Annotated in this window: 37 protein-coding genes and 1 pseudogene; 15 read left to right on the top strand and 23 right to left on the bottom strand. The window is 45.9% G+C overall.

The annotated features are described in order from the left end of the window. Positions 1 to 2: 2 nt before the first annotated feature. Positions 3 to 1,163 (bottom strand): cystathionine gamma-synthase, encoded by a 1,161-nt coding sequence (metB, locus tag A1WG_RS14675; RefSeq protein WP_001517522.1) that lies wholly within the window; start codon positions 1,161 to 1,163, stop codon positions 3 to 5. Between the two features lie 276 nt (positions 1,164 to 1,439). Between metB and metJ the strand changes: the two genes are divergently transcribed. After that, entirely contained in the window at positions 1,440 to 1,757 is a 318-nt protein-coding gene (gene metJ / locus A1WG_RS14680; RefSeq protein WP_000852812.1) for a met regulon transcriptional regulator MetJ, read from the top strand. A 209-nt stretch (positions 1,758 to 1,966) separates the two neighbouring features. Beyond that, positions 1,967 to 2,575: a YiiX family permuted papain-like enzyme gene (locus A1WG_RS14685; RefSeq protein ID WP_001517521.1), complete on the top strand. Its 609-nt coding sequence runs from the start codon at positions 1,967 to 1,969 to the stop codon at positions 2,573 to 2,575. A 33-nt stretch (positions 2,576 to 2,608) separates the two neighbouring features. Here the strand turns inward: A1WG_RS14685 and pgtP are convergent, their stop codons facing one another. Next, positions 2,609 to 3,994: a phosphoglycerate transporter PgtP gene (gene pgtP, locus A1WG_RS14690; protein WP_000949936.1), complete on the bottom strand. Its 1,386-nt coding sequence runs from the start codon at positions 3,992 to 3,994 to the stop codon at positions 2,609 to 2,611. Between the two features lie 361 nt (positions 3,995 to 4,355). On the opposite strand from pgtP, the gene A1WG_RS14695 reads away from it, so the two are divergent. The 3 genes from A1WG_RS14695 (at position 4,356) to A1WG_RS14705 (ending at position 7,976) form a co-directional block, all read left to right on the top strand. Further along, the gene (locus A1WG_RS14695; protein ID WP_001517520.1) at positions 4,356 to 4,622 is read left to right on the top strand and encodes a hypothetical protein; all 267 of its coding nucleotides are present in this window, start codon (positions 4,356 to 4,358) and stop codon (positions 4,620 to 4,622) included. A 157-nt stretch (positions 4,623 to 4,779) separates the two neighbouring features. After that, positions 4,780 to 6,012, top strand: a complete 1,233-nt coding sequence (locus A1WG_RS14700; protein WP_001517519.1) for an ABC transporter substrate-binding protein — start codon at positions 4,780 to 4,782, stop codon at positions 6,010 to 6,012. After that, positions 5,949 to 7,976 (top strand): ATP-binding protein, encoded by a 2,028-nt coding sequence (locus A1WG_RS14705; RefSeq protein WP_194245950.1) that lies wholly within the window; start codon positions 5,949 to 5,951, stop codon positions 7,974 to 7,976. The genes A1WG_RS14700 and A1WG_RS14705 overlap by 64 nt, the downstream gene beginning before the upstream one ends. 71 nt (positions 7,977 to 8,047) lie before the next feature. On the opposite strand, the gene A1WG_RS14710 is transcribed toward A1WG_RS14705, so the two are convergent. The 18 genes and pseudogenes from A1WG_RS14710 to A1WG_RS14795 all read right to left on the bottom strand — a co-directional run bounded on the left by A1WG_RS14710 (position 8,048) and on the right by A1WG_RS14795 (position 15,928). Then, positions 8,048 to 9,352 carry a tyrosine-type recombinase/integrase gene (locus A1WG_RS14710; RefSeq protein ID WP_016242514.1) on the bottom strand — a complete coding sequence of 435 codons (1,305 nt, stop codon included), beginning with the start codon at positions 9,350 to 9,352 and terminating at the stop codon, positions 8,048 to 8,050. Between the two features lie 45 nt (positions 9,353 to 9,397). Beyond that, positions 9,398 to 9,643: an excisionase family protein gene (locus A1WG_RS14715; RefSeq protein WP_000005726.1), complete on the bottom strand. Its 246-nt coding sequence runs from the start codon at positions 9,641 to 9,643 to the stop codon at positions 9,398 to 9,400. A 75-nt stretch (positions 9,644 to 9,718) separates the two neighbouring features. Next, the gene (locus A1WG_RS14720; RefSeq protein ID WP_001281193.1) at positions 9,719 to 10,063 is read right to left on the bottom strand and encodes a hypothetical protein; all 345 of its coding nucleotides are present in this window, start codon (positions 10,061 to 10,063) and stop codon (positions 9,719 to 9,721) included. A gap of 76 nt (positions 10,064 to 10,139) precedes the next feature. Next, positions 10,140 to 10,439: a hypothetical protein gene (locus A1WG_RS14725; protein ID WP_001447403.1), complete on the bottom strand. Its 300-nt coding sequence runs from the start codon at positions 10,437 to 10,439 to the stop codon at positions 10,140 to 10,142. Between the two features lie 87 nt (positions 10,440 to 10,526). After that, complete coding sequence (locus A1WG_RS14730; protein WP_000022062.1) at positions 10,527 to 10,808, bottom strand: hypothetical protein; 282 nt, start codon at positions 10,806 to 10,808, stop codon at positions 10,527 to 10,529. Positions 10,809 to 10,922: 114 nt separating this feature from the next. Then, positions 10,923 to 11,534: a DUF551 domain-containing protein gene (locus A1WG_RS14735; protein WP_016242513.1), complete on the bottom strand. Its 612-nt coding sequence runs from the start codon at positions 11,532 to 11,534 to the stop codon at positions 10,923 to 10,925. Further along, on the bottom strand, positions 11,531 to 11,740 hold the full coding sequence (locus A1WG_RS14740; protein WP_000951706.1) for a hypothetical protein: 210 nt from the start codon (positions 11,738 to 11,740) through the stop codon (positions 11,531 to 11,533). The genes A1WG_RS14735 and A1WG_RS14740 overlap by 4 nt, the downstream gene beginning before the upstream one ends. Before the next feature lies 1 nt (position 11,741). Beyond that, positions 11,742 to 11,933 (bottom strand): hypothetical protein, encoded by a 192-nt coding sequence (locus A1WG_RS25270; RefSeq protein WP_016242512.1) that lies wholly within the window; start codon positions 11,931 to 11,933, stop codon positions 11,742 to 11,744. A gap of 159 nt (positions 11,934 to 12,092) precedes the next feature. Continuing rightward, positions 12,093 to 12,743 (bottom strand): ead/Ea22-like family protein, encoded by a 651-nt coding sequence (locus A1WG_RS14750; RefSeq protein ID WP_016242510.1) that lies wholly within the window; start codon positions 12,741 to 12,743, stop codon positions 12,093 to 12,095. Beyond that, positions 12,743 to 13,093 (bottom strand): annotated as a pseudogene (locus A1WG_RS14755) (ead/Ea22-like family protein); the annotation flags it as partial. The pseudogene A1WG_RS14755 and the gene A1WG_RS14750, both read right to left, overlap by 1 nt. After that, positions 13,090 to 13,257 carry a DUF2737 family protein gene (locus A1WG_RS14760; protein ID WP_016242508.1) on the bottom strand — a complete coding sequence of 56 codons (168 nt, stop codon included), beginning with the start codon at positions 13,255 to 13,257 and terminating at the stop codon, positions 13,090 to 13,092. The gene A1WG_RS14760 and the pseudogene A1WG_RS14755, both read right to left, overlap by 4 nt. 10 nt (positions 13,258 to 13,267) lie before the next feature. Continuing rightward, positions 13,268 to 13,561, bottom strand: a complete 294-nt coding sequence (locus tag A1WG_RS14765; protein ID WP_016242507.1) for a phage anti-RecBCD protein — start codon at positions 13,559 to 13,561, stop codon at positions 13,268 to 13,270. Between the two features lie 23 nt (positions 13,562 to 13,584). Continuing rightward, a complete protein-coding gene (locus A1WG_RS14770) occupies positions 13,585 to 13,968 on the bottom strand; it encodes a hypothetical protein (RefSeq protein ID WP_016242506.1) in 384 nt (127 codons plus the stop codon). Beyond that, positions 13,968 to 14,573, bottom strand: coding sequence for an ERF family protein (locus A1WG_RS14775; protein ID WP_016242505.1), 606 nt, complete (start codon positions 14,571 to 14,573; stop codon positions 13,968 to 13,970). Before A1WG_RS14775 ends, A1WG_RS14770 begins: the two co-directional genes overlap by 1 nt. Positions 14,574 to 14,829: 256 nt before the next feature. Continuing rightward, on the bottom strand, positions 14,830 to 14,982 hold the full coding sequence (gene kil, locus A1WG_RS14780; protein ID WP_001243355.1) for a host cell division inhibitory peptide Kil: 153 nt from the start codon (positions 14,980 to 14,982) through the stop codon (positions 14,830 to 14,832). Next, on the bottom strand, positions 14,967 to 15,101 hold the full coding sequence (locus tag A1WG_RS24495) for a hypothetical protein (RefSeq protein WP_000972063.1): 135 nt from the start codon (positions 15,099 to 15,101) through the stop codon (positions 14,967 to 14,969). The genes kil and A1WG_RS24495 overlap by 16 nt, the downstream gene beginning before the upstream one ends. Positions 15,102 to 15,176: 75 nt before the next feature. Continuing rightward, positions 15,177 to 15,545, bottom strand: a complete 369-nt coding sequence (locus tag A1WG_RS14790; protein ID WP_016242504.1) for a DUF2528 family protein — start codon at positions 15,543 to 15,545, stop codon at positions 15,177 to 15,179. A 182-nt stretch (positions 15,546 to 15,727) separates the two neighbouring features. Beyond that, positions 15,728 to 15,928, bottom strand: a complete 201-nt coding sequence (locus tag A1WG_RS14795; protein WP_000213979.1) for an antirestriction Ral family protein — start codon at positions 15,926 to 15,928, stop codon at positions 15,728 to 15,730. A 209-nt stretch (positions 15,929 to 16,137) separates the two neighbouring features. Between A1WG_RS14795 and A1WG_RS14800 the strand changes: the two genes are divergently transcribed. Further along, on the top strand, positions 16,138 to 16,632 hold the full coding sequence (locus A1WG_RS14800; RefSeq protein ID WP_016242503.1) for a hypothetical protein: 495 nt from the start codon (positions 16,138 to 16,140) through the stop codon (positions 16,630 to 16,632). Positions 16,633 to 16,662: 30 nt separating this feature from the next. On the opposite strand, the gene A1WG_RS14805 is transcribed toward A1WG_RS14800, so the two are convergent. The 3 genes from A1WG_RS14805 to A1WG_RS14810 form a co-directional block, all read right to left on the bottom strand. Further along, the gene (locus tag A1WG_RS14805; RefSeq protein WP_016242502.1) at positions 16,663 to 17,025 is read right to left on the bottom strand and encodes a hypothetical protein; all 363 of its coding nucleotides are present in this window, start codon (positions 17,023 to 17,025) and stop codon (positions 16,663 to 16,665) included. A 2-nt stretch (positions 17,026 to 17,027) separates the two neighbouring features. Beyond that, positions 17,028 to 17,300, bottom strand: coding sequence for a transcriptional antitermination N peptide (locus A1WG_RS23045; protein ID WP_016242501.1), 273 nt, complete (start codon positions 17,298 to 17,300; stop codon positions 17,028 to 17,030). Positions 17,301 to 17,645: 345 nt separating this feature from the next. Next, positions 17,646 to 18,341 (bottom strand): LexA family protein, encoded by a 696-nt coding sequence (locus A1WG_RS14810; protein ID WP_016242500.1) that lies wholly within the window; start codon positions 18,339 to 18,341, stop codon positions 17,646 to 17,648. 76 nt (positions 18,342 to 18,417) lie between these two features. On the opposite strand from A1WG_RS14810, the gene A1WG_RS23035 reads away from it, so the two are divergent. The 9 genes from A1WG_RS23035 (at position 18,418) to A1WG_RS0121610 (ending at position 22,654) form a co-directional block, all read left to right on the top strand. Then, positions 18,418 to 18,633, top strand: coding sequence for a helix-turn-helix transcriptional regulator (locus A1WG_RS23035; RefSeq protein WP_000067728.1), 216 nt, complete (start codon positions 18,418 to 18,420; stop codon positions 18,631 to 18,633). Between the two features lie 141 nt (positions 18,634 to 18,774). Then, entirely contained in the window at positions 18,775 to 19,071 is a 297-nt protein-coding gene (locus A1WG_RS14815; protein WP_000442612.1) for a CII family transcriptional regulator, read from the top strand. Positions 19,072 to 19,103: 32 nt separating this feature from the next. Continuing rightward, positions 19,104 to 19,265: a hypothetical protein gene (locus A1WG_RS24835; RefSeq protein WP_000166961.1), complete on the top strand. Its 162-nt coding sequence runs from the start codon at positions 19,104 to 19,106 to the stop codon at positions 19,263 to 19,265. Continuing rightward, positions 19,252 to 20,073 carry a replication protein gene (locus A1WG_RS14820; protein ID WP_016242499.1) on the top strand — a complete coding sequence of 274 codons (822 nt, stop codon included), beginning with the start codon at positions 19,252 to 19,254 and terminating at the stop codon, positions 20,071 to 20,073. The genes A1WG_RS24835 and A1WG_RS14820 overlap by 14 nt, the downstream gene beginning before the upstream one ends. Further along, positions 20,070 to 21,446, top strand: a complete 1,377-nt coding sequence (locus A1WG_RS14825) for a replicative DNA helicase (RefSeq protein ID WP_016242498.1) — start codon at positions 20,070 to 20,072, stop codon at positions 21,444 to 21,446. The genes A1WG_RS14820 and A1WG_RS14825 overlap by 4 nt, the downstream gene beginning before the upstream one ends. Before the next feature lie 72 nt (positions 21,447 to 21,518). Then, positions 21,519 to 21,725, top strand: a complete 207-nt coding sequence (locus tag A1WG_RS24830) for a hypothetical protein (protein ID WP_000229808.1) — start codon at positions 21,519 to 21,521, stop codon at positions 21,723 to 21,725. 128 nt (positions 21,726 to 21,853) lie between these two features. Further along, on the top strand, positions 21,854 to 22,099 hold the full coding sequence (locus A1WG_RS14835; protein WP_001341809.1) for a phiTE_015 family protein: 246 nt from the start codon (positions 21,854 to 21,856) through the stop codon (positions 22,097 to 22,099). Further along, the gene (locus tag A1WG_RS14840; protein WP_000814611.1) at positions 22,071 to 22,481 is read left to right on the top strand and encodes a recombination protein NinB; all 411 of its coding nucleotides are present in this window, start codon (positions 22,071 to 22,073) and stop codon (positions 22,479 to 22,481) included. The genes A1WG_RS14835 and A1WG_RS14840 overlap by 29 nt, the downstream gene beginning before the upstream one ends. Further along, entirely contained in the window at positions 22,478 to 22,654 is a 177-nt protein-coding gene (locus A1WG_RS0121610; protein WP_001254255.1) for a NinE family protein, read from the top strand. The genes A1WG_RS14840 and A1WG_RS0121610 overlap by 4 nt, the downstream gene beginning before the upstream one ends.

Raw genomic sequence — 22,654 nt, 5'->3', positions numbered from 1 at the left:
TTTTACCCCTTGTTTGCAGCCCGGAAGCCATTTTCCAGGTCGGCAATTAAATCTTCGCCATCTTCAATACCGGTGGAGATACGCAACAGCGTCTCGGAGATCCCGGCGGCAGCACGCGCTTCTGGTGCCATGCCTGCGTGTGTCATGGTTGCGGCGTGAGAGATTAAACTTTCCACTCCCCCTAATGATTCCGCCAGCGTAAATAACGACAGCCCGCCCAGGAAGCGACGCAGCATCTGCTCATCACCATCCAGTTCAAAACTCAACATTGCGCCAAAGCCTTTTTGCTGACGCACGGCAATTTCATGCCCCTGATTTTCCGGCAGCGACGGGTGATAAAGTTTTTTCACCAGCGGTTGGGTTTGCAGATATTTCACAATCGCCTGCGCGTTGCGCTGAGCCAGGTCCATACGCGGAACCAGAGTTCGCAGACCACGCAGCAACAAATAACTGTCAAACGCACCACCCGTCACGCCAATATTGTTTGCCCACCAGACCAGTTCGGTGACCACATCCGAATCTTTAGCAATCACCACGCCAGCCACTACGTCAGAGTGGCCATTCAGATATTTCGTACATGAATGCAACACCAGATCGGCACCCAATGCCAGCGGATTTTGTAATGCCGGGCTTAAGAAGGTGTTATCCACCACGCTCACCGCCCCAACTTCCCTTGCCAGATGGCAGATTTTCGCAATATCCACGACGCGTAACAATGGATTACTGGGGCTTTCTACCAACACCAGTTTGGGCTTTTCTGCCAGTGCCGCTTGTAATGCCTGCTCATCACCTTGATCAACAAACAGCACACGATAACAACCACGTTTCGCCAGACTGTCGAACAGACGATAGCTGCCGCCGTAACAATCGTGCGGCGCAACCAACAGATCGCCCGGCTTCAAAAAGACGGTAGTCACCAGATGGATGGCTGACATGCCGGTATTAGTAAGCACCGCGCCAGCGCCACCTTCCAGTTCTGCCAGCGCACGCTGCACGACATCGCGCGTCGGGTTGCCGCGACGCGAGTAATCATGCGCACGCGGTTCATTAAATCCGGTAAAATTATAGGTGCTGGAAAGATGGATCGGTGGGACAACGCAACCATACTGTTCGTCGTCATTTAACCCGCTACGCACTGCGATGGTGGCCTGTTTACGCGTCATGTGATGAAGTTCCCTGGGCTGAGTCGGTGAAAAGACAGGCACCAGAGTAAACATTGTGTTAATGGACGTCAATACATCTGGACATCTAAACTTCTTTGCGTATAGATTGAGCAAATCAGAAATTGCCGTTAAAATTACATGCATTATCACGCTGACAGGCGCATTACACGATGTCACGGTAGCGCCTGTACGGTAAACTATGCGGGTTTATGACCAGTAACCTTATTAATTGTACGGTCTGGTCTCAATTTATTGACGAAGAGGATTAAGTATCTCATGGCTGAATGGAGCGGCGAATATATCAGCCCATACGCTGAGCACGGCAAGAAGAGTGAACAAGTCAAAAAGATTACGGTTTCCATTCCTCTTAAGGTGTTAAAAATCCTCACCGATGAGCGCACGCGTCGTCAGGTGAATAACCTGCGTCACGCTACCAACAGCGAACTGCTGTGTGAAGCGTTTCTGCATGCCTTTACCGGGCAACCGCTGCCGGATGATGCCGATCTGCGTAAAGAGCGCAGCGACGAAATCCCGGAAGCGGCAAAAGAGATCATGCGTGAGATGGGGATTAACCCGGAGACGTGGGAATACTAAAGCGGAAAAGAGCGGCGTGGGGAGTGCTGCCAAAGGCAAAATCGCCTGATGCGCTACGCTTATCAGGCCTACGTCATATTGCAATCTATTGAATTTGCACGAACTTGTAGGCCGGATAAGGCGTTCACGCCGCATCCGGCATAAACAACAAGCACGTTGTCAGCGGCTCAGATCTAACCCACCGCCTTTTTATACATGGACGTTTAACGATGAAAATCAGGCTACTCATCCCCAGCCTGCTGGTTTCTGCGCCAGCCTTTGCCTGGCAGCCACAAACCGGCGACATCATCTTTCAGATCTCTCGCTCATCGCAAAGTAAAGCGATCCAACTGGCGACCCATTCCGATTACAGCCATACCGGTATGCTGGTGATACGCAATAAAAAGCCCTACGTCTTTGAAGCCGTCGGCCCGGTGAAATACACCCCGCTGAAGCAGTGGATCGCCCACGGTGAAAAGGGCAAATACATTGTGCGCCGTGTTGAAGGCGGGCTGAATACCGAACAACAGCAAAAACTGGCGCAAGCGACAAAACGTTATCTTGGTCAACCGTATGACTTCAGCTTCTCGTGGAGCGACGATCGCCAGTATTGTTCAGAAGTGGTGTGGAAGGTGTATCAGAACGCGCTGGGAATGAGCGTGGGCGAGCAGCAAAAACTGAAAGAGTTCGATCTTAGCAACCCGCTGGTCCAGGCGAAGCTCAAAGAACGCTACGGCAAAAATATCCCGCTTGAAGAAACGGTGGTTTCACCACAGGCCGTTTTCGATGCGCCACAACTCACTACCGTCGCTAAAGAATGGCCGCTGTTTTCCTGGTAATGGGCCAATCACCTCGTGACTGGCCCCCAAAATCTAATTTTTATTGGTCTGAAGCTCTTGCGAAAACGCAGCCACGTCATTTTGACGCTGTCGTTCCATAGCGACCGCGCCAAAGTGCGTTAGCGTACAGAAAATAATGCAACAGATAACACCAGCAAGCAGAAGATAAAAACCGCCATCCCAACCTACCTGATCGACCATAACACCAAACAAACTTGTACCAAGCGTTGCGCCAAGAATATAACTCATAAAACCACGCAAACCGACTGCGGAACCCACGGCAAAACTGGGGACAATTTCCATTGTCTGCACAGAAGCCAGGAACTGCGGAACATAGATAAGGCAGCCTACGCAAGCAGCAAAAATGGTAATAGAGAGCAGAGAGTCGCTTTTCCAGTAGCCCAGCAGGCAGAAGAAAATCAATACCATACTGATAATCGCGGGTGGCATACGGCGACCATGAAATAATTTATCACTCAACCAGCCAGCAAATAACGTCGTTGGAATAGCCGCCCATTCAAAAATTAAAAATGCCGTGCTCATTTCAGTCTTCGTAAAATGTTTCACGCTTAACAGGTAAATGGGCAACCAACTGATAATTCCGAAACGCACCATATAGACAAAAACATCAACGAAAGAGACGAACCATGCATTCTTGTTTTTTAGCACATAGGTACAAAAAATTTGCCAGGCAGTCATATCTTCTGGCGCACGATCATCTTTTGCTTTAATGCTGACGTCGTCCGGAACAATTTCGCTTAATGGTGGTAAACCTTCACTTACGGGAGAACCTTTACCTGTCATCAGCACGACTATAGCAATGACAACTGATACAATCGCTGGAACAACATACGTTGCTATTTTCCAGTGTTCAGTACCCAATACGGCAAATGCACCACCAACAATCGGAGCAACAATACCGCCCCCCACATTGTGCGAAATATTCCAGACCGCACCGACGATGCCCCGTTCTTTACGAGGGAACCAGTTGGCTATTGTAATAAACGAAGGGCCAACGCCCATCCCTTGAAAGAGGCCATTCAGAATGACAAGTCCCGCAAACATCCAAAAAGCAAAACTAAAACCAAGCGCCACGTTAACGAGGGCGCAAAGAACTAAACCCACAGCCATATAGACTTTAGGATTAGCTTTGTCTGCCAGGCTACTCATTACCCCTTTACTAATACCATAGGCGATTAGCATACAACTGCTAAGTAGCCCTATTTGAGTCGCAGACAGATTAAGATCTTGTTTTAAATAAGGTGTGGAGAGAACAAAGTTATTCCTGACAATATAATACGAAAGATAACCGATAAACACGCTAAATAGCGCCTGCATACGATAACGATTATAGGTATTCTTTATTTCACTTTCAGGAACCTTATGTGTTGCCACTTGAGGTTTCAATAGAGAAAGCATACATCACCTTCCAGTTCATAGAGTTATTTTAAACAGCAATGCTAGTTGCTACTCTCTGATGAGTATTTCAAAAGCCCTTGCTTCATTGGTTTTGAAGATAGTGAAGCAAGAGAGTTTAAGTTACAATACAAGGCAAATGAGTCAAAATTGACTCAAAAATACAAATATCATGTTCCATTTCTTTCCCATTTTCACATCCCAAAATAGAATTCGGCTCTTATTTAAGTCTTAACGGGTTACAACAGCCCCAATATAAAAATAATTCCTTTTATTAATTTTTTCAGTTTTTGATGTCAGTCACATATTTTGTATCTATACACGTGATCATTGAAGGTACTTGATTTTACCCTATCGGAGGATCATGCTGCGCAACATGAAAGTTTTCATCACCGCTCAACAACAAGGAGGACTTAAATATTTTCATGATATCCTTCATGACAAGCACATTTGCGCTCGAATTAAAGCCATTCTTCCGGCGCATGAAGGCTGGCGCAAAGAAACAATAGAATCCGGTCATAACCTGAATCCGATAGCGCAAGTGTGGAAATTAATTACCGAGCATACCCATAACAATCGCTATTTCCGCAAGATACACGTGTTCAGAGGTGCAATATTGATCTTTTTTTAACAAACGCTTCCGGATATAGTGACGCTGGCTACATCCAAATTAATGATAATTTCCGATACTGACACAAGTGTCTTGCTGTTCATTGAGTATATTAGCGAACGGATAATGATATGAATTACAGCGTAAGAGTTTTTCTCTCGTTAATAGGATTTTTGACATGATTCGTATTATACAACGAACACTAATCTGTTGGCTTTTATGCGTCAACGTCACCTCAGCACAAGAGCTGGTGATTGCTACAACGCTTTCTTCGGAAGCGACAGAGCACATTATCAGTCAATGGCAAAAGCAACCCCTGGCAACCCAAATCCGAACACTCAACCGAACCAGTGCATCCATTGAGCGCCTGCTTGAAAATCCATTGGGTGAAAATATTGATCTGGTATTGAGTTCATCCCCCATGTTGCTACAGCGATTACAAAGTAAAAACCTGCTCCAGCCATTTAATAATCAGATAGAAACAAGCAGAAAGTTAGTCCCCGCCTCTATTCGGTCAACCACCGTTGCAGTTGCAGTATCGGGCTATGGCATCCTGATCAATGTAGCGCATCTGGAAGATAAAAATGAGCCAGTACCTACTTCATGGAAGGAATTAAGCAGGTCACGTTATCAAGGGACCTTATTAATGAGTAGCCCTTCGCGTTCAGATACCACTCATCTGATGATTGAAGATCTCCTGCAACAACAAGGATGGAATAACGGCTGGAGCACACTACTGAAAATAGGCGGCAATCTCGCGACCATTTCATCACGTAGTTTCGGTGTAGCAAATAAGATCAGCACAGGGTTGGGAGACGCTGGTCCGATAATCGACAATTACGCTAACGTACTGCTTAATAATTCAACCTTACGTTTCAGTTATTTCCCAAACTCTCGCGCAGCACCTATGTTTATTGCTATCACAAACGGCAGTGAACATTCACAGGAGGCGGGTCGTTTTATTAATTTCTTATTGAGCCCGGAAGGACAACAAGCATTGAGCGATTCTGACTCAGGAAAATATCCGGTATACCCACTGCCCTCCGGCACTCCTCTCGCGGAGCAACAACTACGATTATTTTCCTCTCCTTCCCTTGATTATCCGTTGATTATGCAACGCCAAAAGCTCGTGCAATTGTTATTTGATAATGCGATTACTTTTCGCCTTACCGAACTTCAAAACACCTGGAAATCATTATATGCCGCAGAACATCGGCTTAAGCGTAAATTGCCAGATGTGCGCGCATTATTAACAGCCGTTCCTGTTACCCCACAACAGGCTATTAATTCCATGTACCTGCAGCAATTCGAACTGCAATCAGGCTTTCGTGAAGCTCAGATCATGGAATGGCAGCAGTTTTTCCTGCATCAACAGCAATTAGTGAACATGCAACTCGAGTCATTAAAGTGAAACAACTACATACTATAGGGACGAGCTTACGCCTCGCCTTTGTTTTTAGTGCCGTTCTTACGCTATTCGTTAGCGTAGTTAGCCTCTATTCGTGGTATGAACAAAATTCTCAGGTTCGCTACGCGCTTGATGATTATTTCCCGCGGATTCAGGCTTCATTTCTTTTTGAAGAAAACCTTACCGCATTGGTAAATGAATTCAATGAGCTACAACAGACAACCAATACCGTTAATCGTCTTCAGGTGAGGGAACAAATTGAACAACGGCTACAAAAAATTAAGGCCATTAATCCCCATCTTGATTCAGTACATCAAAATGCGCTTAACCAACAGGTTGCCAGTAGTCACAGATTGCTTAGCAAGCTCGATAGCGCGGTGAATAACAACAATCAAGAAAAAGGAAAACTCGACGTTATATCCTCAAGAGTTAACTGGTTACATGATGATTTCAATAATGAGCTTAACTCTCTGACTCAGGATTTAAGTTGGCAACAATCGTCGTTGCTCAATCAACTCAGCCAACGAAAAGATCTGCACGAAAATCAGGATTTGCAAAATGCTCAACAAACTATTCAAAAAGAATTACAACTTGTTTTCGAACTTTCACATATAGAAACCCAGATCGTCAGCACACTGAAGGAGATGCTTAACACACATAGTGGAGATATAGATTCGTTAAAACAACATATTCAATACCTGAATTTTTTGAAGCACAGCATTGACGAAAATGTGAGATCGTTATCGTCTTATTCCAGTACCATCACATTACATCAGACGGTTTATTCCTTGTGGGAGCTTGGTACTCAACAAAATTATCTGCCCGGAACCCTCGCTGCCTGGCAGCAAGCTCAACAGACCCTCATGAGTACTATCGGGGATAAAGAGCGTGTATTTACGCAAATACGCAACCAATTAGAAACTCAATTAGGAAATAGCCATCAACAACTACAAACATTCAATCTACGATTGGAAAAAATAATGCAAATCAGCGGGCTACTGATTTTGTCGGCTATGGTTACCGCCTTGCTGTTCGTCATTCTGGTAAATTACCTCTACATTCGTCCCAGAATGATCCGCCGATTTCAGTTACTGAATGATGCCGTCGTCAAGTTAAGCAATGGTGAACTCGATGCTGATATCCCTGTCTCCGGCAACGATGAACTTGGGAGAATTGCCAACCTGCTCCGCCAGACCATTGAACAAATTAATCAGCAACAACGTCAACTGGGGCAGGAAATATGCGATCGAATAGCGACTGAAAAAAACCTTCGTACTGCACAAAGTGAATTGATCCAAACCGCAAAACTGGCCGTAGTCGGGCAGACAATGACAACACTGGCACATGAAATTAATCAACCACTTAATGCATTATCTATGTATCTGTTCAGTGCCAACCGCGCTTTAGAACAGCAAGACGTTGGTTTGGTAAAAAATTATATCGTCACTATGCGATCGCTGGTCGAACGCATGGATAACATCGTTAAACGACTGCGCAACTTCGCCCGCCGTCGTGATAGTGAATTAGCTGGCGGCGCAATCAATTTACAGCAGGTAATTTATTCATCCTGGGAACTTCTGGCATTGAAACATCGACCACTGAAAGCCTCTCTTCACTACCCGGATCATTTCCCTGCTGTGTATGGCGATGATGTTTTAATTCAACAAGTTTTAGTTAATTTATTTACCAATGCCCTGGAAGCCTGTCTGGAAGAACCGCCCACAATAACCATTAACTTTGAAGAAGAAGCCACCACTGTAACGCTATATATTGCTGACAATGGAAAAGGCTGGCCTGTGCTTCTGGCTGATCGACTATTAACACCTTTTACCACTGACAAAGCTGTAGGTTTGGGTATTGGCCTTTCGATTAGTCATTCTATTATGCGTCAGTGCCAGGGAGAGTTACATATCGCGTCTACTCTCGACCACCATGCGCTGGTTATTCTACGTTTCAGGAAGCTTTAAGCATGACAGACACTCACCCAACAATACTGTTAATTGATGTCCATGCAGGTGTAGGTTTTGTAACCTGTTGACTATACTTGTTTAATTACATCCGATTCCACAGCGTGGGGCATGGATGGGGCAAACTCACTCAATTTCTGGTTTAAAATGGATACCTGATCCTGATTGTTTTCTGCCATCCACGATCCGTAAACGCGATAAACCATCTGAGCATCAGAGTGTCCCATTTGCTTCGCGATGAAGTTAGGGTTAGCTCCAGCGGTCAAAGACCAACATGCATAAGTGTGCCTGGACTGATATGCTTTGCGGTAGCGAATCCCGGCGCGTCGCATTGCAGTTTCCCATGACTGATTAATCGACCCAACTGCATAATGGTGCCCGGCAAGGCCATTACGCGTAACGATTTGCGGATTGAAAACAAAAGTGCACGGATGCATTTCAGTTCGACCATACTCACGAAGTTTCACTTCAACCTGATACTGCTTACCAAGCCGTGTCATTTCAGCCTGATTCTTAAGCACGTCTATTGCAGGTTGAATAAGGTTGATAACACGGTTTGTTCCCGCTTCGGTTTTTGGAAGAGTGAACTCTTTCGTTAATGTGTGGTTTCTTCTGATCGTCATTGTCCCAGCCTTCAGGTCTATATCTTCCCATGCCAGAGAAACCAACTCTCCGTGGCGAACTCCCGTATAAACAGCCAGTGACCACATATTTTTTAATTGCTGATGCTTAAATGCGTTAATCAACCTGACAAATTCATCACGGGTTAACGGATCAGGTTCCGTTCGTGATCTCTTCAGTTGCGAAATGGCTGCGAACGGATTTTCTTTGATGTATCCGCTGTCGGCTGCGAACTGAAACATCCCCGCCATGGTGTTCATGTAGTTATTAACAGTTGGCACGGAACGTCCCTTAATGGGTGTTTTTTGCCCGCGTTTCAGAACGTGATATCCGGTCAGCAAATCCTTTCGTATGAACAGTAGCTCTTCCTGAGTCACAGCAGATGCAAGTCTGTTGCCTCCGATTCGGGGAACCATATTTCTTACAATGGAGCTGTAACGCCCCATCGCATTGGTACTGATTTCCAGCTTTTTCAGATCCAGCCATTTCTCAGCCAGGTCTGCGACGGTAATTTCCTTACTTTCCGCACCAAATTTTCTCAGGTTGGGAGAGTCCGGAAACTGAGCGGCATAGTCGAAATTACCCGTCTTAATGGAAAAACAAACAGATGCTCGTAGCTCGCCAGCTATTTTCCTGTTTTTTGGTGTATCCGGCACACCGAGACTTTCCCGCACTCGTGTGCCTTTATACATGAACCATATGCGGAGTGATCCGCCATGGTTCTCAACGCCTGTTGGGTATGCTGTCTTAGCCATTGTTCCCTCCTGACGCCCAAGAGCGCATTAAGCATAAACGGTTCTTCATCGACGCGCACCAGGCTGTTTTTTTGACATACTCTCAACCCACTGGTCGATAGCCTTGCGGTTATACATGCATTCGCTGTTTTCTTTTGGAATACCGTCCGGTGCAACATGGAGATATTCACGACCAACAAGCCAGGATTGTTTACGTGCTCTCTCTATGGTTCCTGGGCGTAAACCTGTAATTTCGATCAGTTTTTGCTCTGTCACCCAGTCGTTGGGCACAATTAAGTTAACTTCGCTCATTGTTTTCTCCGGTGCTGGAATGAAAGGGGGGGGGTTAACATGCCTCATTGGGGTTGAGGCTGTGTGATTCCATGGTTAGTCCTTGCGTAGTTCGCTAATTCTTCTGTAAGTCTCTGGTGCTTTGTTCCCGTACGTCTTCATTTCAGACTTCAACAGAGCAACGAGTGAATCCCATTCGTTGAGGATTCCTTTGAATGCCGGAACGCGCTTTGCAACCTTGTCGAATGAATCCCTGATTTCTGGAATCTGCTCAACAAGTGCAACGCATCGCCGAAAGTCTGCTGCGTCATGGGGAGCGCCGAAGTGATGACCATAGATATTCTTTTTCAGGCCACATGCGATTGAGGCAAGAGTTGCGCTACTGATACCGACATCGCCAGTTGATTGCCATTTCAAAACCTTCATAGCCAAATCTGACATTTCTTGTCTCCAATAAAAACCGCCATCAGGCGGCTTGGTGTTCTTTCAGTTCTTCAATTCGAATATTGGTTACGCCTTATTCGATGCGCACTCCTGGTATTTCACCTTTTGATATTGCTAAGTCATAAATTTGCGCGGCACTATACCCATCTCGCATCCATGAATCTAAGGCGCGAACAGCCTCGCTACGCTTTTTATCTTCTCTCTCATTTTTGATATCAACGAGGACATCAACGCAATTAAGGCAAATGTGGATTTTGTCCTTACATTCGATCATGGCGGCTTTACCATGATTTCCGCCACACAGTGAGCATAAATCTTCAGGGTCTGGCTGGTATTTCTGTAACGTTAGAGGGTTGAATGTTGAACAGACCATAATCATCTCCATAAAACAAAACCCGCCGTAGCGAGTTCAGATAAAAGAAATCCCCGCGAATGCGAGGATAGTTACTTGTTCATATTATTAATCGTCAATGTATTTTGAGCATTGTGGGCAATCATCAATCCCACAATACGATTCATATGCATCCTTTATTGCGTCGCGGGCTTCAGTAAGAGTATTGAATAAGTTGCAGCTATTATCTTTTTGATATAGGTAAGTTCCTAATTTATAAGCAGAAGAAGCATCATTTCCGCTGTCTAAAATTACATCGTTATGGATTCTGCACCTTGCAAGAACTCCTGATCCCATAAGGGTCTGCATAGCCCATTGCTCTTGATCTTCACACAAATCATGAATGCTCATTTCAACACCTCTCTTCACGTTTCACACACGTTAAGATTAACAGTGTTTTTACATGCTTTGGAAGATTTATTTTATAAAAACTCTTTTAATACAAATAGATATAATAGTTCACTATTATAGCTCCTTTAATCGAGGCGGTTCTGGTAGCGGCATCCAGTGGGTTACATTGCGGCTCTGCGTTTCGAAGAACTCCTCACCATTGCGGACAACATCAAAAAACTCACCGTTTCGATATTGCGCATAAAGAACGAATGCGCCATCACATAAAATAATTACGTGCTGACCATCATCCGGCATTCGCTCACTACAGCTTATCCAACCATCCGGAGTTACCGGATAGTTGCCATTCACAAGGTCAGCTCGAACATATAGTGTGTCATCATGGTGCTGATTGTGGCTGCACCACGTTAATTCGCTTAACTCGCCATCTTCTGGCCATACTCCAGCTGTTTGCAGCCAGATATGGGCTGGCGCATCTTGGCAAGGTGTATTAACTGGCAACTTGTAAGTTTGGTTTACAGGTTCGGCTTCCAGCGATGCCAGCGCAATCCGTGCCAGCTCACGCACAACTTCAGGGGGCGCGTGACGGTCATTCAGGTCATCCCACAGACGTAGCATGTTATCGCTATCAGGGTTAACATCCTCATTAGTTCCGGCCAGCGCACTAATAACCTCATCGGCTGCTTCAATAATTTTCTGTGCCTGTTCTCTGGTAATAGTGGTCATTTGTTAATCCTCAAAACTTTATGCCCGGGCGCAAAAGCACGCGTTTTGTCTTTGCTTATTCGCCAGCCATCCTTGCGCGCCTCTTTTGCACAGCCAGCCCATGACGTACCTATATACTCACCGAAGTCTGGCGACTTATATTTGCCATCTGTACACTGGAGGCAATCACAATAGAGATGCATGGTGTAACTTGCGGCAATAGCCATATTAGGCTCCTTTAGTGCGCAAGTGGTTTTCCCAGCGGTTTTGCGCCGCGCTGCCCTTATCTCGGACTCCCTCTCTGGCAATTCCAGAAAATGAAAACAACACCACACGACGATTGCTAACTCTCAACCACTGGCTGGGATAGCAAAGTCTGTATACACGGGAGATAAGCATCTTAGCTTTACGGTTTTTCATCGCACTGCGCCCCCCTTCTCTCGTCTGTTCCGCGACGCGGTGGGTTTATAGTTAAATGCGAATACCACCCTACCAAACATGCCGATCACCGCCCGTTTGTGATTGCTGATTGGTAGCTTCTCGTACCCCGTCGAACGCGATAAAAGAAGTAATTTTGCTTTACGGTTTTTCATCGTTTTGTTCTCCTGCGTCTCCTTTGATGCGAATGCCAGGGGCGCGTGGCACATTAACTTCCACGATGCGCACAGTTGGTTTGTACATCTCAATCGCTGTCAGCCAGTCAGCTCCTGTCATGCGCTTTTCCGCATCGCCATTAGTCCACTGAACCGGTACACCAATAGCCTTCATCGCGATTTCTATTTCCCCGGCAATGGCGCTTTTTCCGCAACCAGTAAAACCAGATACAACGACAAGAACTTCGCCTTTGGCTGGTTTTATTTCCCGTGCTTCCAGTTCTGCTATGCGCTTCTCTGCGGCTTCCAGCTCAACGCGCAGCCTCCCTACCGTTAGCGCAATTTCCTCGTTCTCCTGGTCGCGGCGTTTGATGTATTGCTGGTTTCTTTCCCGTTCATCCAGAAGCGCCAGCACTAATTTAGGGTTGAAAGCTGCGATAAATTCTGCGTTGTTCTCTGCATTTTTCTGGTCGTCAAAGCCAGGCCATTTGATAATGTCTCCGCAACGTTCATCCCCCGGCGTATGCACCGCATATGTACCAGTGTCCGGCGAGATGAATGCACGCCATTCGCCCTGTGTTGCCTGTTGCGCTATCTTACGTAAGGTAGCTAATTGTTCGCTGGTAAAAGTCATCATGGTTGCATCTCCCGTTCTTCTGCCCACTTCCGAAGCCCTTCAATCTCACCATTACGAGCTATCAGCTCGCGACACAGTCTTTCGTTTTCATCCAGCAGCGCCAGCACGGTAGCTGGATTGGCTGCGGCGATGAATTCAGCATTGGCCTGCTGTTCCATTTGGAAATCTTCATAGAAACGGCTTTCTGGATGCGCTCCTTCAATTCTGCAAATAGGAATATATCCAGCAACCTCGCGATGAATTAGTGCATCATCACCATCAAATCGTCCCTCTCCATATTCGAGCGACCACACACCACACGTTGCTTTCTCTGCCTTTTCACGCAGTGCCTGATAGTCAATCTTGCTCACTGGCTGCCTCCTTTGCGCCACATCGCATTCAGATATTTGTTGTCATTAACAGAACCGAAACTCTTTCGCTTAAGCAATTCCTCTCTCGATGGCATTGGCTTTACGCGTTGGCGAATAATCATTTCTGCCGGAAGAATGCCGGGATTGTATGCAAGTCCTCTCATGGTAAATTCCTCAGTCATTACTGATAGCGCCATAGCGTGAGCGGTAATTACGCAGGCGCTGGTCAATTTCAGGGAAGTGGGTATATGTGGCTTTGCGGAATGGTCGGATTGATGTCTGGTAAATTCGCTCGCGTTCTTCTTTCTCTGCAAGCCATATACAGTGGCGAAATTCCTTTTCCTCTTTCGTTTCCTGCGGTAGCGACATTATCAGGTCGTAGTTTTTTCTGAATTTATCCAGCACCTCCGATACGGAATTGCCGGAACAGCGGCGCGCGTCATCCGCACCATACAGAGGCGCTGGCATAATGGAATCCTTATTTTTCTAAATCAGAATGGGATGGAATCGTCGTATACAGGAGTGTTCTGCTGGTTACTGCTTTGTTGCTGTTGGCTGTTTCCTGAAGTTGCAAATCCAATCTTTGAATTCAGTAATTCAAGAGTGATTGATTGACCATTTTGCCCCTGATAAACATCAACCCTGATGTTTTCTCCGGTAATTTCTACAATGCCACCTTCAACCAGAACGCTACGGTAGTAATCCGCTTGCGCTCCCGGCTTGGCAAATACAACGGCGCTGTAGTTTGTCCATTCTTTCTTTTTTGTCTGGCGATCGTAATACTGAACGCCAGCACGGATGTTGAATCCGATATTTTCCCCGGCCTGAAACTCTCTTGCGGGCTTGTTTAGTCTTACAGTAATCGAATGTGCCATTAAGCAGCAGCTCCTTCTAATTCGTCTCGTCTGATGTTGTAAACGTCCTGCGCTTTGTGCTGCTCAGGTGTGCCTTCGAGCATCTTCCACGCTTTGGCGAACGCCTGTTTAAGCTCTTCTACGGTGTTTTTCTGCATTGCTGCGTCAGTGAATGCTTTTAGAACCTGTTCAGGTGTAGGTGATGGTTTTGATTGCTTTGCTACTGCGTTCTGCTGATGTTTATGCTCGTCTGTATCTGCATCTTTCGCATCATCAATGCCGAACAAACCATTGAGGCAATACTTGCGTGCATAAGAGCTTGTAGCTCCCGTAACTTGTGCAGAATCCATTCCTTTCTTGCTTTCTTCCTCTCGTGCAAGAGCGGTTGACGTATGACTGTTTTCGCCATCGGTAATAGTTGCCGTGGCTTTCACGTAATACCGATCACCAATCAACACAACTTCATCGCTGATTGATAAAAACAGACCATTCAGTAACGGCTTAACGCCTTCAAGAATATCTTCGCAGCTTCTGTATTTATATTTGCCGAATGAGTTGTACTGATTCTTTGGCGCGTTCAGATTCTCCTGAATAGCTGCCAGTCTTGCGTAAAATTCTTTGCTCATATGATTGTTCTCAGAATGGACACGGCCCAAGGAAATAACGCTGATTTAATACTTCGACTCGGGACAAATTAAGGCATACCCGCATTCCTTCGCGGTCACCATTATGGCGATACCAGAGAGCTTTCTGCGTGTACATGCGTCTCTGTAACTTGCTCTCCTTCACTGTGGTTGCAAGTGACATGAATATCTCCTTCGTTACCGATTAATTCTTTCATCTGACGAATGAATTCTTCGTCTGACCAGTTATCTGTAAAACTCATTTCCTGCGATACCACGGAAGGTTGATAGCTGATTTCATCGCTTTATTTGCTTCAAGCCACATTTTTGAATCACCAATAAATCGGGCTATTACTGCTTTGTTCTGTGCAGCACGAAGCATCTGGTGATTGATGGCTATTTCATTGCGCATAACGCCTCCAGTTGTTTCTTTGCTGCTCTGATTAATTGTTTAACTCGGCGTGATAATTCAGATTCGTGCGGGTAGAAAGCGGACATGACGCCGCTACCCGCGAGCTGAAAGTGCATCATGGGTAACTCCTTATATTTGATTGCATAACGAAAACGCCTCGAGTGAAGCGTTATTGGTATGCGGTAAAGCCGCACTCAGGCGGCCTTGATAGTCATATCATCTGAATCAAATATTCCTGATGTATCGATATCGGTAATTCTTATTCCTTCGCTACCATCCATTGGAGGCCATCCTTCCTGACCATTTCCATCATTCCAGTCGAACTCACACACAACACCATATGCATTTAAGTCGCTTGAAATTGCTACAAGCAGAGCATGTTGCGCCAGCATGATTAATACAGCATTTAATACAGAGCCGTGTTTATTGAGTCGGTATTCAGAGTCTGACCAGAAATTATTAATCTGGTGAAGTTTTTCCTCTGTCATTACGTCATGGTCGATTTCAATTTCTATTGATGCTTTCCAGTCGTAATCAATGATGTATTTTTTGATGTTTGACATCTATTCATATCCTCATAGATAAAAAATCGCCCTCACATTGGATGGCAAAGAAGATTTCCAATAATCAGAACAAGTCGGCTCCTGTTTAGTTACGAGCGACATTGCTCCGTGTATTCACTCGTTGGAATGAATACACAGTGCAGTGTTTATTCTGTTATTTATGCCAAAAATAAAGGCCACTATCAGGCAGCTTTGTTGTTCTGTTTACCAAGTTCTCTGGCAATCATTGCCGTCGTTCGTATTGCCCATTTATCGACATATTTCCCATCTTCCATTACAGGAAACATTTCTTCAGGCTTAACCATGCATTCCGATTGCAGCTTGCATCCATTGCATCGTTTGAATTGTCCACACCATTGATTTGTATCAATAGTCGTAGTCATACGGATAGTCCTGGTATTGTTCCATCACATCCTGAGGATGCTCTTCGAACTCTTCAAATTCTTCTTCCATATATCACCTTAAATAGTGGATTGCGGTAGTAAAGATTGTGCCTGTCTTTTAACCACATCAGGCTCGGTGGTTCTCGTGTACCCCTACAGCGAGAAAAATAGTAAAATCCTCTCACCCCTACAGTAAGAGAGTAATTTATATGGATGTGTTATCTGGTATAACTGCCGCGAAACAGGCTTATGATCTGCTGAAGACAATAAAAGAAACCAGAGACGATGCGGTTATCGCTAAAGCTATTGGAGATCTACACCAAAGAATAACTGATTTACAGATGCTTAATGCGGAGCTCTCTGGCCTTTATCAGGCCGAGAAGGAGATCGCAATGAAGCTTCGAGATGAAAATAGAAAAATCAAGATGTTTGTTGTGCAAGCTGAGAATTATGAACTTCATACAACTGAAGGTGGTTCTGCCGTGTATAGACCTAAGAGTCATTCCGATCCTTCTATTCAGCAGCATAACCTTTGTGCACATTGCTTCGGCGAACATAAAATATCGATACTTCAACCAAGCACGGTTACTATAAAATCTAATGGGTTCTTTGTGCATTCATGTCCTCGCTGTAAGAATGAATACCGGATGTATAGAGCGCCAGACCCTAAGCCTGTATATGTACCGCCGCTGACAAATTATTAATTTTATTCCTGAAATAGCCTCTTCACCCCCTTACTTTGTCAGGGGGATATCTCCTTCAGTTCTGACCATTCGCCTTAATACTTTCCTTAAGTCGATGTAAAGTTGAAGGTCTCCATTTGCTGCGGCATCAGCCATTTTTTGCCTGACAAGCAGTAATGTTTCATACGGCTCAATAAGAATATCGTCATGAGTAATTAGGTGAAGCGTTGCCGCATCAACTATTCCTAGAGCTGCGCCAAGTATCAAAAATTCCCTGCTATTTTTGTCGCATGAGGAGATAAGCGTATTTAGCGCATACCTAATATTCTTTATAGCTGTTGTTAATGCTGCAATTTCTTCTATGGCGTCTTCTTCAATGAGCTTTTTAAGCTCATATTTTTCTTCCTGACCCATAATTACCTCGCCGTCAGTTGTTTTGATTTCCGGTAGCCTGCCGCGTAAATAGCTACGTTCGGAAGACAAGTTGAACCTTCATATTTTCTGGTCAACGTTGTCAGAGTTATCACTTCTGCTCTCATTGCTGGTTTGCGCTTGCATTGCAAGACCACTCGTGAAGGGGTTGGCCTGTGTAGCTTGTCGGAGCTGATCGCCTCCTGACTTTGCAGATTTGCGCGACGATCTCTACGGCGAGAAGCTGCGGTTCCTTTAAATTCTGTTTTTCTGGACATGGATTCCTCCCGAATAAACTCTGGCGATGCAATCCCGAAGCTACTCCTGAGAGAGTTGCTTCGGCATTGCATCCCACAGCTTATGTGGTTGGGTGATCTGGCTTTTCAGCCACGTAGTCGAGTGTTCGACGTTGTTTAAAGAGCCTGCCAGTCTGTTCCGTTTGGCTTCCAGCTTCCTGCTGATGGCTAAATAGTACGATGTGTACTTTACTGAGTCAATACAAAATGTTCTAAATATGGTTTAGTTTTTTATAACACTTTGTATTTTATTGATTTATATTTTGGAAAAAGAAAACCCGACGCTAAGGTCGGGTTATTGTTGTGTGTTTTAGAGTGGTGAGGCTGTTAACTAAATGTCTCTTCAGGCCACTGGCTGGCGATAACTTTCCCTACTACGGAACAGCTATCATTGCATGGAATCATTGGATATTGCGGGTTTAGTGGTTGTAGGAACACCTGACCGCTATCCCTGATCAGTTTCTTGAAGGTAAACTCGTCACCACCAAGTCTGGCTATGCAGAAATCACCTGGCTCAACAGCCTGCTCAGGGTCAACGAGAATTAACATCCCGTCAGGAAAGCTTGGCTTGGATCCTGTTGGCGCGGTCATGGAATTACCTTCAACTTCAAGCCAAAACGCACAATCACTGGCTTTTTTGGTTGTGCTGACCCATCTCTCCGCATCACCTTTGGTAAAGGTTCTAAGCTCAGGCGAGAACATCCCGGCCTGAACATGAGAAAAAACAGGGTACTCATATTGTTTTTTAACGGGGGCAGATGAGTATTCGCCAACAGGTGAAAATGTACCGTCGTGGTTGAATGAGACGTTATCAATACCAAGGTATTTAAACACCACACCAATCTCGTCAAGAGATGGATGACGAGATCCGCGCAACCAGTGACCAATTCCACCCTGCGTCATACCAAGCTCTTCAGCTAACTTCTCTTGAGTTATGCCGAGCTCTTTCATTCTGGATCTAGCCAGTTCATACCATTTCATTTTCATACCCTTATTATTACGCTCTGTACTAAAATCATCCATGCACAAGATGTATTTTTTTGTTTGCATTCTAAAAGTACATATCGTATTATTGCATTGTGATTACTATGGAGGGCATATGAGCAACCTACGAAAATATCGAGAGTCACTGAATATCTCTCAAACAACACTTGCTAAGGCAGTTGGATGCACACAGGGAGCTATCGGACATTGGGAATCTGGTCGTCGCTTCCCAGACCTTAAAACATGCCGTGCTCTTGTTGAGTGCCTAAACAAGTTAGGCGCAAAAGTCAGTCTTGATGACGTGTTCCCGCCGGAACACAAAGCTGCTTAATAAGCGGATCCGCTCTTTGTAACAACGGACATTCGTCCTACGTCGCTGAAAAGCGAGTCCCAATATATCTGACCAACTAAGGCCATATGCGTTTCCACGCATACCTTTCAACTAACTATTCACTATTGGAAATCTTAAGAAATGGAAAGAACAAGTTACAGCAAACTATCACAGCGTGACGTTGATCGCGCTGAAACTGATTTACTCATCAACCTGTCAACGCTTACCCAGCGCGGTCTGGCAAAGATGATTGGCTGTCATGAATCGAAGATAAGCAGAACGGACTGGAGATTTATTGCTTCGGTGTTGTGTGCTTTCGGAATGGCATCAGACATCAGTCCGATTAGCAGGGCTTTTAAGTATGCGCTTGATGAAATCACAAAGAAAAAATCCCCGGCCGCCACCGAGGATTTTAAGCAAATTGATATGCAATTCTGAGGGAATTACTGGATCAATCCACAGGAGTAATTATGACAAAACGTCGTAAGAAATACCAGGAAAAAGAAGAGATTCGACACCCTGATTCACCTGAGGGATTAGTGGTAGCCGCAGCAAATAACAGGGCGTTCGCAGAGCGCCTTGTTGGTGTTTACAGACTAGCCAAAGCAGGAGTGAAACATGGGCGTCGTTAAGTTAGCTGATTACAGGCCTCAACTTGAGGTCGTGGAGCATCGCGTGGCAGATACCGAAGATGGTTTCATGCGCGTTGCTAACGAGATTACCGACAGTCTGCTGATGGCTGATTTAACCGTCCGGCAGTTGAAGGTGATGCTCGCTATCATGCGCAAGACATACGGATTCAATAAGCCGATGGATCGACTCACAAACACGCAGATAGCAGCCATGACAGGTATTCATCACACTCATGTTTGCGCTGCCAAGCGCCAGCTTATCGAGCGTAAATTCCTCATTGCTGATGGCGTGAAAATCGGAGTGAACAAGGTGGTTTCTCAGTGGATTAGCCAGGACAGCTTAACATTAGCTAAAACAGCTAATAAAACATTAGCCAAGTCGGCTAATGGGTATAAGCCAAGTCAGCTAAACACAAAAGACAATATACAAAAGACAATAAATACAAATACCCCCTTACCCCCTAACGGGGGTGGCGATGGGCAGGTTAAACCTGAACGTCGCAAGGCAGAACGAATCGACTACGAATCCTTCCTGAACGCCTACAACACCGAAGTCGGTGACAGACTGCCACACGCTGTTGCGGTCAACGAGAAACGCAAACGCCGCCTGAAGAAAATCATCCCGCAACTGAAAACGCCAAACGTGGACGGTTTCAGAGCGTATGTCAGGGCGTTTGTGCATCAGGCCAAGCCGTTTTACTTCGGAGACAACGACACGGGCTGGACGGCTGATTTTGATTACCTGCTGAGGGAAGACTCGTTAACGGGAGTTCGGGAAGGGAAGTTTGCAGACAGGGGGATTACATGAGACAGGATATCGAAGCGAGCGTTATCGGTGGCCTGCTGATTGGTGGATTAACACCAACCGCCAGCGACGTTCTGGCAACGCTGGAGCCGGAAGCGTTTTCAATTCCGCTCTACCGGAAAGCCTTCGAGGTTATCCGCAAGCAGGCGAGAAACAGAAACCTAATCGATGCGCTGATGGTTGCCGAGGCGTGCGGAGAGGAGCATTTCACGTCAATCCTGATGACCAGCAAAAACTGCCCGAGTGCCGCAAACCTGAAGGGATATGCCGGAATGGTCGCGGATAACTATCACCGCCGTCTGGTGCTGGAAATCATGGATGAAATGCGTGAACCAATTCAGAGCGGAACCATCGACGCATCGAGTCAGGCGATGGATGAACTTGTAAAGCGTCTTTCAGCCATCAGAAAGCCCCGTGACGAGGTTAAACCTGTACGGTTAGGGGAAATCATTACTGACTACACTGACACGCTTGACAGGCGTCTGAGGAACGGAGAAGAGTCAGATACCCTGAAGACCGGAATCGAAGAACTTGATGCCATCACCGGAGGGATGAACGCGGAAGACCTGGTGATAATCGCTGCTCGTCCTGGTATGGGGAAAACCGAACTGGCGCTGAAGATTGCCGAAGGCGTTGCAAGCCGCGTTATTCCTGGTTCTGACGTCCGGCGCGGAGTATTGATTTTCTCAATGGAAATGAGCGCATTGCAGATTGCAGAGCGAAGCATTGCCAACGCCGGGAGGATGTCGGTTAGCGTACTGCGAAATCCTGCATCAATGGATGACGAGGGCTGGGCACGTGTTGCTAACGGCATGAGTCAGCTTGCAGATTTGGATGTATGGGTAGTCGATGCCTCGCGGTTATCGGTCGAAGAAATACGCTCAATCGCAGAACGGCACAAACAGGAAAATCCAAACCTCTCACTCATCATGGCGGATTATCTTGGCCTGATTGAGAAGCCGAAAGCAGACCGCAACGACCTCGCAATTGCTCACATCTCAGGAAGCCTGAAGGCGATGGCGAAAGACTTGAAAACGCCTGTTATCTCCCTAAGTCAGCTTTCGCGCGATGTTGAGAAGCGACCAAACAAACGCCCGACAAACGCAGATTTGCGTGATTCAGGAAGCATTGAGCAGGACGCAGACTCAATCATCATGCTCTATCGGGAAGCGGTATATGACGAGAACAGTAGCGCCGCGCCATTTGCTGAAATCATTGTGACGAAAAACCGTTTTGGCTCGCTTGGTACGGTTTACCAGCGGTTCTGCAACGGACACTTTGTTGCATGTGACCAGGATGAAGCCAGACAGATTTGCACAGCATCAAATGCACCTGCTTCGCGTGGCAGACGATATGCACAAGGGGCTGACGTATGACCATCTACATCACTGAGCTTGTAACAGGCCTGCTGGTAATCGCAGGCCTTTTTATTTTGGGGAGAGTAAATCGTGGTTGAGTTGATTTTTTCTGCATTGAGGATTCTCGGTGCTATGTGGATGGTGGCGACGTTCATTGTGGTTGCCAGCAGTTTTGTCCGGCTGGTAGGCGAAGGTAAAGACCTGGTTGGTGTGCTTTTCGGTAGCATTTTCCTGTGGGTGATTATCGGTGTTATGCCTGTTGTCGTAGCAAAAGTGGCGTGGCGTTTTGTGAGTTGAACTGAGGGTAAGTACCGATGGACGAATCAAGAAAGCAGTTTGAGGAATACGTTGCCAAAAAATTGAGATTACCATTCGAGATGATAACCGAGGCAAGAAATGGTGATAGGTACTTCGCATTTTCAAGCATGGATATTCGTCACTCCTTAAATGAGTGGTGGACTTTATGGCAGGCATCGCGAGCAGCTATTGAACTGGATATCGACTGGCCAGAATCGAATGACGACTTTTGGAAAGATGGTGAAGAAGGTGCTTATGCGATGGGTTATGAGGATGGGCGTGACAAAACGGTAATTGCAGTAATGAAAGCTATCAGAGCCGCTGGAATTAAAGAGAAGAATTTCGATGAAGCAAACAATATTCCTCCGAACTAAGCAACAACAGCAAGCCGCAATCAACGCCATCCTCGCAACACCACTCGATAAAGACAAGCCAGTCACCATCCGCATTACTGACTACAAGCGCAACCTTGACCAGAACGCAAAATTTCACGCGATGCTGGCGGATATCGCACGTCAGGTTCAATGGTGCGATAAGTGGTTAAAACCAGAACAATGGAAGGTTTTGTTGATTAGCGGTCATGCAGTGGCAACAAAGCAGGAAGCTGATGTTTTGCCCGGCCTTGAAGGCGAATACGTCAACATTCGCGAAAGTAGCGCGCAGATGAGTGTGAAGCGTATGGCAAGTCTGATTGAGTACACGACAGCATGGGCTATTGGTCAGGGCGTCAGATTTACCGACAGGAGGTACGAATGAGACGACAGCGACGAAGTATCACCGACATAATCTGTGAAAACTGCAAATACCTTCCAACGAAACGCTCCAGAAATAAACGCAAGCCAATCCCAAAAGAATCTGACGTAAAAACCTTCAACTACACGGCTCACCTGTGGGATATCCGGTGGCTAAGACATCGTGCGAGGAAATGA

It is taken from the genome of Escherichia sp. KTE96, assembly GCF_000408525.1.
In the GTDB taxonomy this organism is placed as follows: domain Bacteria; phylum Pseudomonadota; class Gammaproteobacteria; order Enterobacterales; family Enterobacteriaceae; genus Escherichia; species Escherichia marmotae.
Note: the sequence above shows the minus strand (reverse complement) of the source record. Positions and strands in the feature narration are given on the sequence as shown.

Excerpts from the sequence above, each read along its gene's own strand:
- metB (WP_001517522.1), bottom strand. The coding sequence starts at position 1,163 with ATGACGCGTAAACAGGCCACCATCGCAGTGCGTAGCGGGTTAAATGAC.
- metJ (WP_000852812.1), top strand. The coding sequence starts at position 1,440 with ATGGCTGAATGGAGCGGCGAATATATCAGCCCATACGCTGAGCACGGC.
- A1WG_RS14685 (WP_001517521.1), top strand. The coding sequence starts at position 1,967 with ATGAAAATCAGGCTACTCATCCCCAGCCTGCTGGTTTCTGCGCCAGCC.
- pgtP (WP_000949936.1), bottom strand. The coding sequence starts at position 3,994 with ATGCTTTCTCTATTGAAACCTCAAGTGGCAACACATAAGGTTCCTGAA.
- A1WG_RS14695 (WP_001517520.1), top strand. The coding sequence starts at position 4,356 with ATGCTGCGCAACATGAAAGTTTTCATCACCGCTCAACAACAAGGAGGA.
- A1WG_RS14700 (WP_001517519.1), top strand. The coding sequence starts at position 4,780 with ATGATTCGTATTATACAACGAACACTAATCTGTTGGCTTTTATGCGTC.
- A1WG_RS14705 (WP_194245950.1), top strand. The coding sequence starts at position 5,949 with ATGGCAGCAGTTTTTCCTGCATCAACAGCAATTAGTGAACATGCAACT.
- A1WG_RS14710 (WP_016242514.1), bottom strand. The coding sequence starts at position 9,352 with ATGGCTAAGACAGCATACCCAACAGGCGTTGAGAACCATGGCGGATCA.
- A1WG_RS14715 (WP_000005726.1), bottom strand. The coding sequence starts at position 9,643 with ATGAGCGAAGTTAACTTAATTGTGCCCAACGACTGGGTGACAGAGCAA.
- A1WG_RS14720 (WP_001281193.1), bottom strand. The coding sequence starts at position 10,063 with ATGTCAGATTTGGCTATGAAGGTTTTGAAATGGCAATCAACTGGCGAT.
- A1WG_RS14725 (WP_001447403.1), bottom strand. The coding sequence starts at position 10,439 with ATGGTCTGTTCAACATTCAACCCTCTAACGTTACAGAAATACCAGCCA.
- A1WG_RS14730 (WP_000022062.1), bottom strand. The coding sequence starts at position 10,808 with ATGAGCATTCATGATTTGTGTGAAGATCAAGAGCAATGGGCTATGCAG.
- A1WG_RS14735 (WP_016242513.1), bottom strand. The coding sequence starts at position 11,534 with ATGACCACTATTACCAGAGAACAGGCACAGAAAATTATTGAAGCAGCC.
- A1WG_RS14740 (WP_000951706.1), bottom strand. The coding sequence starts at position 11,740 with ATGGCTATTGCCGCAAGTTACACCATGCATCTCTATTGTGATTGCCTC.
- A1WG_RS25270 (WP_016242512.1), bottom strand. The coding sequence starts at position 11,933 with ATGAAAAACCGTAAAGCTAAGATGCTTATCTCCCGTGTATACAGACTT.
- A1WG_RS14750 (WP_016242510.1), bottom strand. The coding sequence starts at position 12,743 with ATGATGACTTTTACCAGCGAACAATTAGCTACCTTACGTAAGATAGCG.
- A1WG_RS14760 (WP_016242508.1), bottom strand. The coding sequence starts at position 13,257 with ATGAGAGGACTTGCATACAATCCCGGCATTCTTCCGGCAGAAATGATT.
- A1WG_RS14765 (WP_016242507.1), bottom strand. The coding sequence starts at position 13,561 with ATGCCAGCGCCTCTGTATGGTGCGGATGACGCGCGCCGCTGTTCCGGC.
- A1WG_RS14770 (WP_016242506.1), bottom strand. The coding sequence starts at position 13,968 with ATGGCACATTCGATTACTGTAAGACTAAACAAGCCCGCAAGAGAGTTT.
- A1WG_RS14775 (WP_016242505.1), bottom strand. The coding sequence starts at position 14,573 with ATGAGCAAAGAATTTTACGCAAGACTGGCAGCTATTCAGGAGAATCTG.
- kil (WP_001243355.1), bottom strand. The coding sequence starts at position 14,982 with ATGCGCAATGAAATAGCCATCAATCACCAGATGCTTCGTGCTGCACAG.
- A1WG_RS24495 (WP_000972063.1), bottom strand. The coding sequence starts at position 15,101 with ATGATGCACTTTCAGCTCGCGGGTAGCGGCGTCATGTCCGCTTTCTAC.
- A1WG_RS14790 (WP_016242504.1), bottom strand. The coding sequence starts at position 15,545 with ATGTCAAACATCAAAAAATACATCATTGATTACGACTGGAAAGCATCA.
- A1WG_RS14795 (WP_000213979.1), bottom strand. The coding sequence starts at position 15,928 with ATGACTACGACTATTGATACAAATCAATGGTGTGGACAATTCAAACGA.
- A1WG_RS14800 (WP_016242503.1), top strand. The coding sequence starts at position 16,138 with ATGGATGTGTTATCTGGTATAACTGCCGCGAAACAGGCTTATGATCTG.
- A1WG_RS14805 (WP_016242502.1), bottom strand. The coding sequence starts at position 17,025 with ATGGGTCAGGAAGAAAAATATGAGCTTAAAAAGCTCATTGAAGAAGAC.
- A1WG_RS23045 (WP_016242501.1), bottom strand. The coding sequence starts at position 17,300 with ATGTCCAGAAAAACAGAATTTAAAGGAACCGCAGCTTCTCGCCGTAGA.
- A1WG_RS14810 (WP_016242500.1), bottom strand. The coding sequence starts at position 18,341 with ATGGATGATTTTAGTACAGAGCGTAATAATAAGGGTATGAAAATGAAA.
- A1WG_RS23035 (WP_000067728.1), top strand. The coding sequence starts at position 18,418 with ATGAGCAACCTACGAAAATATCGAGAGTCACTGAATATCTCTCAAACA.
- A1WG_RS14815 (WP_000442612.1), top strand. The coding sequence starts at position 18,775 with ATGGAAAGAACAAGTTACAGCAAACTATCACAGCGTGACGTTGATCGC.
- A1WG_RS24835 (WP_000166961.1), top strand. The coding sequence starts at position 19,104 with ATGACAAAACGTCGTAAGAAATACCAGGAAAAAGAAGAGATTCGACAC.
- A1WG_RS14820 (WP_016242499.1), top strand. The coding sequence starts at position 19,252 with ATGGGCGTCGTTAAGTTAGCTGATTACAGGCCTCAACTTGAGGTCGTG.
- A1WG_RS14825 (WP_016242498.1), top strand. The coding sequence starts at position 20,070 with ATGAGACAGGATATCGAAGCGAGCGTTATCGGTGGCCTGCTGATTGGT.
- A1WG_RS14835 (WP_001341809.1), top strand. The coding sequence starts at position 21,854 with ATGGATATTCGTCACTCCTTAAATGAGTGGTGGACTTTATGGCAGGCA.
- A1WG_RS14840 (WP_000814611.1), top strand. The coding sequence starts at position 22,071 with ATGAAGCAAACAATATTCCTCCGAACTAAGCAACAACAGCAAGCCGCA.
- A1WG_RS0121610 (WP_001254255.1), top strand. The coding sequence starts at position 22,478 with ATGAGACGACAGCGACGAAGTATCACCGACATAATCTGTGAAAACTGC.